This window comes from Streptomyces sp. NRRL F-5755 (assembly GCF_001279365.1).
Taxonomy (GTDB): domain Bacteria; phylum Actinomycetota; class Actinomycetes; order Streptomycetales; family Streptomycetaceae; genus Streptomyces; species Streptomyces rimosus.
In genome coordinates this window covers 1-7,621 of the sequence record NZ_LGCW01000090.1, presented here as the reverse complement: position 1 = coordinate 7,621, position 7,621 = coordinate 1, and the positions used below count along the sequence as shown (strand labels likewise).

The following is a 7,621-nucleotide window of genomic DNA, read 5'->3' as shown; positions in this document are numbered from 1 at the left end:
GGGGGGGGGGGGGGGCGGGGGGGGGGGGGGGGGGGGGGGGGGGGGGGGGGGGGGGGGGGGGGCAGGTCGGCGGCTTTCAGGGCGCTGCGGGCGCGGTCGAAGTCGCCGGCGGGCGGGTTCCAGGTGGTGTCGAGGAGGGTCAGTCCTTCGAGGCCGCCCTGGCGCCAGGCGGCGACGGCGCGCGCCACGTCCGTCACACTGCGGCCGGTGGCAGCGGCGAGGTCGCGGTAAAGAGCGCGGGTGGTAGAGGTCAGGCCGGCGGTGGGGTGGGCGGTGGCGGCGAGCCGGATGCCGTCCTGCCAGGGGGTGAGGTCGGGGAAGGGCGATATGCCGGACGTCGGGGGGTGGCTCGGCCGGGCCGCAGGTGTCGGTCCGTAGGCCGGAGAGGCGGCGGACGGTGTCGGAATGTCGGCTTGGAGGGCGCTCAGGTAGGCGTGGGCGCGGGCAGTGGCGTCGGTGGCCAGGAATTCGAGGGCATCCGCGTCCAGCGGGAGACCGTCGGCATCCGGGAAGGCATGGACCTGCCCGGGGTGCGGCGGAAGGGGCATGGGGGGCGGGAGGGGCGGCAGCAGCCGGTCGGCCAGAGCGTCACGGGCGAGCACGCCGCGTGGCGAGTGCGGCCCCGCAGCCGGTTCCACCGGCGCCGAGACTGCGCGATGCTCTGCGTCCGTACTCGCTTCCGCTCGGGACCTGACCTGCGTACTTTCCCTCGTGCCCCTGTTCGCCCTGCTCGCTGCGGCAGCTGCCGTGCGTGCGTCGGCGCGGGCACCCGACAGCGGCCCGGGAGCTGCCTCCGATGGCGCGAGCTGAGCGCTGCGGGATTCGCGCGCGGTGAGGGTCGCGTTCCGGCGTGACAGTTCGTCGAGGAGTTCGCGTTCGCCTCGGCCGCGCATGAGGAGGAGCACGAACGGGTCGGCGTCCAGCAGCCGTGCCACCTGGAAGCAGACGGCGGCGGCGTGCTTGCAGGGGTGGCCGTGGTCGGGGCAGGAGCAGCGCGGTACGAGGTCGCCCGGGCCGGGCAGCAGGCGGACACCCGATTCGGCGACGGTTCGCGGCAGTTCCTTGGCCAATAGTGCGGTGAGCTGGGCCGGGTCGGCGGCGATGGCGTCCAGCAGGTCGGTCCACTCGCCGGAGGAGAGCTCCTGGAGACGGATCACCACGTTGTACGGGCGCGGACGGCTGCCCCGGACGGTGGCGGCGATGCGCCCGGGGGTGATGTTGATCGTGTCGACGTTGCCGTCGCGGGCGTACGTACGGCCTCGGGCGAGGCGGGCGCTGTCCAGAGCCGTGGACTCCAGCGCGTCCAGCCAGGCACTGCCCCACCACGACTCGGCGAACAGCCCTCGGGCGCCGGAACGCTGCGGCAGCGGCGGGAACGTACGCGAGCGGTCGGAGCGGTCCATGCGGCCAGGGCGGGCCGCCTTGGGCGTGTCCGGGCCGGGAGCCGGACTGCGGCCGAAGCGGCCGGCGCCGTCTCCGGGCAAGGGGCGGGGGCGGCGGCTCATGCGGCCCTCCTCAGGGAGACGAGATCGGCGAGCTGGGCATCGGTCAGTTCGGTGAGCGCGGTCTCGCCGCCGGTCAGGACCGCGTCCGCCAGGGCTCTCTTGGCGGTGAGCAGTTCGGCGATGTTGTCCTCGACGGTGCCTTCGGCGATGAGCCGGTGGACCTGGACGGGCTGGGTCTGGCCGATGCGGTACGCCCGGTCGGTGGCCTGTTCCTCGACGGCCGGGTTCCACCACCGGTCGTAGTGGATCACGTGGGCGGCCCGGGTGAGGTTGAGCCCGGTGCCCGCGGCCTTCAGGGAGAGCAGGAAGACCGGGGTGCGGCCGGACTGGAAGCGGTCGACCATCTCTTCGCGCTGCCTCACGGGCGTACCGCCGTGCAGGAGCTGGTTGCCGATGCCGCGTGCGGTGAGGTGTCGTTCGAGGAGCCGCGCCATTTCCACGTACTGCGTGAAGATCAGTGTCGCGCCGCCCTCGGCGAGGATCGTGTCGAGCAGTTCGTCGAGGAGTTCGAGCTTGCCGGAGCGGGCCGCCAGCCCGGGCGCGGCTTCTTTCAGGTACTGCGCGGGGTGGTTGCAGATCTGTTTGAGGGCCGTCAGCAGCTTCATGACCAGGCCGCGCCGGGCGATGCCCTCGGCCGTTTCGATCCGGGCCAGCGTTTCGCGGACGACGGCCTCGTAGAGCGCGGCCTGCTCGCGGCCCAGGGCCACCGGGTGGTCGGTCTCGGTCTTGGGCGGCAGCTCGGGGGCGATACCGGGGTCGGACTTCTTGCGGCGCAGGATGAACGGGCGGACCAGTCGGGCGAGGCGCTCGGCCGCCTCCGGGTCCTCGCCGCCCTCGACCTCGCGCGCGTACAGGGCGCGGAAGGTCTTCAGGGAGCCGAGCAGGCCGGGAGTAGTCCAGTCGAGGAGGGCCCACAGCTCGGACAGGTTGTTCTCGACGGGCGTTCCGGTGAGGGCGATACGGGCCGGGGTTTTGATGCCGCGCAGTGCCTTGCCGGTGGAGGACTTGGGGTTCTTCACGTGCTGCGCCTCGTCCGCGACGACCCACGCCCAGGTGCGGGCGGCGAGTGCGGCGGCGCTCGACCGCATCGTGCCGTACGTGGTCAGGACGAAGCCGCCGTCGACGTCTTCGAGGCTGCGGCCGGTGCCGTGGAAGCGGCGTACGGGGACGCCGGGCGCGAAGCGCTCGATCTCGCGCTGCCAGTTGCCGAGGAGGGACGCCGGGCAGACCACGAGGACGGGAGCGGTGGGGCGTTGGTGCAGGTGGAGGGCGATGACCGTGATCGTCTTGCCGAGGCCCATGTCGTCGGCGAGGCAGCCGCCGAGCCCGAGGGACGTCATCCGGTCGAGCCAGGCCAGGCCGCGGAGCTGGTAGTCGCGCAGGGTCGCACGCAGGCCGGCGGGCTGCGGCGGAACCGGCGCGTCCTGGGTCAGGCTGGAGCGCAGCGCGGCGAGCGCGCCCACGGGCACCACCTCGACCTCTTCGCCGTCCACCTCGGTCGTGCCGTTCAGCGTCACGGCGAGGGCGTCGACCGGGTCCAGGTAGCCCAGTTCGCGCTTGCGGGCCTTGCGGACGAGCGCCGGATCGACCAGCACCCATTGATCACGCAGCCGCACCACGGGCCGGTGGGCCTCTGCCAGGGTGTCCATCTCCGCCTCGGACAGCGGCAGGCCATCGAGGGCCACCTGCCAGCGGAACTGGAGCAGCTTCTCGGTGTCGAAGAAACCGAACCCGTCGGCCGCGGTGCCGGGGGCCGGGCGGATGACGGCGGCCGCGGTCAGCCCGCGGGCCAGTTCCTTCGGCCAGTGCACGGCGACTCCGGCAGCGGCCAGGCGGGGCGCCGCGTCACCCAGCAGTTCGTACAGCTCCTCCTCCGCCAAGGGGAGGATGTCGGGAACCGGCCGCTCCAGGAAGCGGGCCAGCGGAGGCCAGACGCGGGCCGCCCGGCGCAGCGCGAGCAGTGTGTCGGCCCGGGCGCGGGGGCCGAAGTGATCGGGCCCCTCCCCCTCCCACAGCTGTCCGGCATCGGTGACGAGCGTGGGGTCGGTGAGACTGTGCACCTGAAGGATGGCGGCTGCGGCACTGCGCTCTTCAGCTGCGGCATGGGCCGGTGTCGCATTCATATCGGTGGGCGTATCAGCGGCACCGTCCCGACCAGGCCCGGACTCATCCCGTGTGTCGAAGAGCCCGTGGGCAGCCAGGTCGAGCCGCAGTGACAGACGCACACCGGCGTCCACCCCCGCCGCCACCTCGGCAGCCCAGTCGCGCGCGCCGGGCAGATACTGCGGCGCGACCGCCGCGAACGGCGCACCGATCATGTGAGCTGCCGCCGGAGTACGAGGCAGGGCGTCCGTCACCGCGTCCACGAGGGCGCGCACGAGCTGCACCGGATCGTGGACCTGCAACGGGCGGCTGTCGGGAAGCGGGACGGCGTACGCCTCGGGCGGCATGGCGGCGGCAATGGCCCGAAGGTGCGCCATGTCCTCGGGATCCAGCGGCCCGGCTCGCCAGGCGTCGGCGTCCTGGGCAGTCAGCCCGGGCAGGAGCCGACCGCGCGCGGCCAGGTTCAGGGCGTGCAGGACCGCCGCGCCCCAGCAGGCCGCGGCGGGATGAGCGGCCGGATCGTGCCGGGCACGGGCCAGCAGCGGTACGGCCTCGGCGATGGGCAGTGTCACGGCAGGGACCGTTCGACGGCGGGCGCCATTGCCGTGCCGACGCGCAACCGTCAGCTCGACGGTCTGTGCCGCCGTACTGGCGGGCCCCGGCTCTGCCTCCTCGGGGCCGCTCGGGCCCCCGCTGTTGTCACGTACAGCTACGGAAAGGTCCGGGAGAGGACCACCGTCCGGGCGCCAGAAGGCGAACCGGCCGGCTCGGGGCGGCTCGGCGGGCAGGAAGACCACAGCGCAGCTGACGGTTACAGGGTTCTGCTCTCCCCTCGCTCGCTGCCCGTCGCGGGCGCGGGCCGCAGCACTCGTGGCAGCGGGCAGGCCGAGCGCGCGCGTCGACCGCCTCGCCGAATCCCCGCTCTCCGCCATGCCGCTGTCCTTTCCCGGCGCCCCTTGCGCCTCCCGCGCCCGGCGATCCCTTCTCGCCTGTCCGGCCCCGGCCGCTGCTGTCCAGCGCCCATGCCTCGCTTGCCCCACACCCCGACCTGCGAGTTTACGGTCGTCCACGCCGCTCCCCTCCCTTCCGCTGCACACCGGTGTCGGTGACGCACCGGAGCCGAACCCGCGCCCGCGGCACGGGACGCCGGACCGCGATCGCTTCGGCCGCGTGAGATCGATGGAAGCAGACGGCACTGACAACGCCGTCGTCGGCGACGGTCCGGCCGAAGTTATCCACAGGCCGCGAAAGAAATCCCACGGCGAGCTCGCTATGGGCTACCGTCGATCCAGTCGTCACGCACAGTGACGAGAACGCCACGGCGCGAGGAGTGAATCATGAACCAGCCGACAGCCGAGCAGACCGCCGCCGCGGACGCCTTCCGAACCGGCGATCACCTCGTGATCCAGGCCGGAGCGGGCACGGGCAAGACCACGACACTCGCCATGCTCGCCCGCTGCACGCCGCCACGCGGACGGCCTCCGTGTCGGCAAGGCCGCTACATCGCGTTCAACAAGGCCATCGCGCGGGACGCCGGCCAGCGATTCCCCGACCACGTCACGTGCGGTACGGCACACGCCCTCGCATACGCGTCCGTCGGCAGGAACTACCAGACCCGGCTGAACGCCCCGCGCCAGGCAGGCTGGCGGATCGGTGCCGCTCTGGGCATCGACGCCGGGATGAGCGTACGCATCGGCGCCCGTGTGATCGGCAACAAGGCCCTGTCCTACTCGGCACTGCGTACGGTGACCCAGTTCTGCCAGTCCGCCGATTCCGAGCTCACGGCTCAGCATGTGCCGCGGCTGCGCGGCGTCGAGGCCGACGGGACGCACGCGCAACTGTCGGAGATCGTCCTCCCCTTCGCCCGCAAGGCGTGGGGGGATCTCCAGCACCCCGAGCGGGGCACCGTCCGATTCGAGCACGACCACTACCTGAAGATATGGGCACTGAACGAGCCGAAGATCGCGGCGGACTTCCTCCTGCTGGACGAGGCGCAGGACACCAACCCCGTGGTCGAGCAGGTCTTCACCGCCCAGCGCGGCCACGCCCAGCTCGTCCTGGTCGGGGATTCCGCGCAGGCCATCTACGGCTGGCGCGGAGCGCGCGACGTGATGAGCACCTTCGACGGCAGACAGCTGACCCTGTCGCGGTCATTCCGCTTCGGCCCCGCGCTGGCCGAGGAGGCCAACCGCTGGCTGGCCATCGTCGATGCGCCGATCCGGCTCACCGGTTCGCCGTCGCTGCCCACGGAGCTGGCGAAGACCGCGAGACCGGACGCGGTCCTGTGCCGGACCAACGTCGGCGCGATGGTGGAAGTGATACGGCAGCTCGAACAGGGCCGCCGTGTCGCCCTGGCGGGTGGCGGCGGAACCCTGGCCGCGCTGGCGCAGTCCGCGCACGACCTGAGATCGGGACGCCGGCCGTCACATCCCGAGCTCATGCTCTTCGAGTCCTGGGAGGAACTGCGGGAGTACGCGGAGTACGACCCGTCCGGCCGGGATCTCCAGCCGCTGGTCGAGCTGGTCGACGAACACGGTACGGAGGCCGTGCTGCAAGCCCTGGACAGACTGGTTCCGGAGGACTCGGCCGAGGTCACGGTCTCGACGACGCACCGCGCCAAGGGGCGGGAGTGGCCGGCGGTCCGGATCGCGGACGACTTCACGGCGCCGGACGACCTCGACGAACAGGACGCGGACGGAGAGTCCGTTCCCGGGCCCATCGATCTCGCGGAGGCGCGCCTGGCGTACGTGGCCGTGACACGGGCCCGAACTCTGCTCGACATCGGCGGCCTGAACTGGATCAACAGCCACCCGGCCGGCGATCCACGACCGGGGCTGCCTCGGGGATCACCGTAGGTGGCGTCGCTTCTGGGCGGGCCGGGCGGCGGAGTCCGTGGTGGTTCGCGTGGCACGGCGCTTGCCGGAACAGGTGGCGCGCATCTGCTGGATCGGGAGGATGCTGGGAGGGAGGAACACGCATCGGACGAGGTGGGAGGCCGACGGGCTGGGCGACTGCGCTTCGCTCGGTACCGGGCCGGGCGTGCCGTGCCATGCGGTGCGGTGCGATGCGATGCGTGCGGCTGGTGCAGAGCAGCGAATGCGACGAGGTAAGGGGTGAGTGGACGGCCCCCGGAGTCCGGACAGGAGCTGGGGAGTGCGCGGCGGGTGGTCTGTCTACAGCCACGGTCGGCGCGCGAGTCAGGAGAAACATGGCAATGAGCCTCGGCGTCATGCAAGCGCGTGGCGGTGAGCGGGGTGTGGTGAGTGGTGATGCGTACCGGTAGTGAACCTCTTCAGGCGCGCAGCCCGCTGAAGATGCGCCGTGGGCTGGCGTTGTGGGGGATGGTCTGGGCCGCGGCGGGCACGGTGGCTTTCTCGGTGGCCGGTCGGCCCGGGTGGGCGGCAGCCTGCGCTGTGGTGGCGGTGCTCGCTGCTATAGACCTGACGATCGTCGTACGGCATATCCACCAAGGCGCGCACTACCAGCCGGGCAAGGACGTACCACCGTACGAACCTGTCCATGCCCCGCCCCGAGGGGCGCCGCGCCATCGGGCGGCTGACCTGGGGTGGGGTGGTGGAGGTCCGGGTGGTGGGGGCCCGGGTGATGGGGAGCCGGGTGACGGAGGGCCGGGTGGCCGGGGCGGGGACGGTGAGCGTCGGGGGCCAGGGTGAAGGACAGCTAGGGGATGTGGGAGGTACGGGGAAGGAAGGTGACCTGATCACGGAGGGAGCGGCCGTTGGTGAGGCTGGTGGGACTGGGCCGAGCGGGACTGCTGGTACGTACGGCGAGAGGGGCGGCGCATATCCCTTCGGGCGGAGGCGGCTGAGCTAGGCGAGCCGGGGAGGCGGGAGCGGGCTACACCTGACGGGCCCGGTTGAGTTGATCGGCGACTGGGTTGACCAGTCCTTGCGTCACGGATCGGGGCTTGAGTCGATCCGTGCCGGGCGGGACTGGGCGGCTACGGGCTGGATAGCGCGGCTGGGCTGGGCGTAACGCCGTACGGGACGGGAGGG

At 72.4% G+C, this 7,621-nt stretch carries 4 protein-coding genes; 2 read left to right on the top strand and 2 right to left on the bottom strand.

Annotated elements, in window-relative coordinates:
• Both ADK86_RS11830 and ADK86_RS11825 read right to left on the bottom strand, forming a co-directional pair.
• Positions 1–1,505 (bottom strand): SWIM zinc finger family protein (locus ADK86_RS11830; protein ID WP_053696555.1); only part of this gene is annotated, 1,505 nt, incomplete at its 3' end.
• The gene (locus ADK86_RS11825; RefSeq protein ID WP_420718843.1) at positions 1,502–4,492 is read right to left on the bottom strand and encodes an SNF2-related protein; all 2,991 of its coding nucleotides are present in this window, start codon (positions 4,490–4,492) and stop codon (positions 1,502–1,504) included. The genes ADK86_RS11830 and ADK86_RS11825, both read right to left, overlap by 4 nt.
• Positions 4,493–4,945: 453 nt before the next feature.
• Between ADK86_RS11825 and ADK86_RS11820 the strand changes: the two genes are divergently transcribed.
• Both ADK86_RS11820 and ADK86_RS44385 read left to right on the top strand, forming a co-directional pair.
• Positions 4,946–6,463, top strand: a complete 1,518-nt coding sequence (locus tag ADK86_RS11820) for a UvrD-helicase domain-containing protein (protein ID WP_053696553.1) — start codon at positions 4,946–4,948, stop codon at positions 6,461–6,463.
• A gap of 414 nt (positions 6,464–6,877) precedes the next feature.
• Positions 6,878–7,279: a DUF6343 family protein gene (locus tag ADK86_RS44385; RefSeq protein WP_234345819.1), complete on the top strand. Its 402-nt coding sequence runs from the start codon at positions 6,878–6,880 to the stop codon at positions 7,277–7,279.
• Positions 7,280–7,621: the final 342 nt, after the last annotated feature.

Excerpts from the sequence above, each read along its gene's own strand:
- ADK86_RS11820 (WP_053696553.1), top strand. The coding sequence starts at position 4,946 with ATGAACCAGCCGACAGCCGAGCAGACCGCCGCCGCGGACGCCTTCCGA.
- ADK86_RS44385 (WP_234345819.1), top strand. The coding sequence starts at position 6,878 with ATGCGTACCGGTAGTGAACCTCTTCAGGCGCGCAGCCCGCTGAAGATG.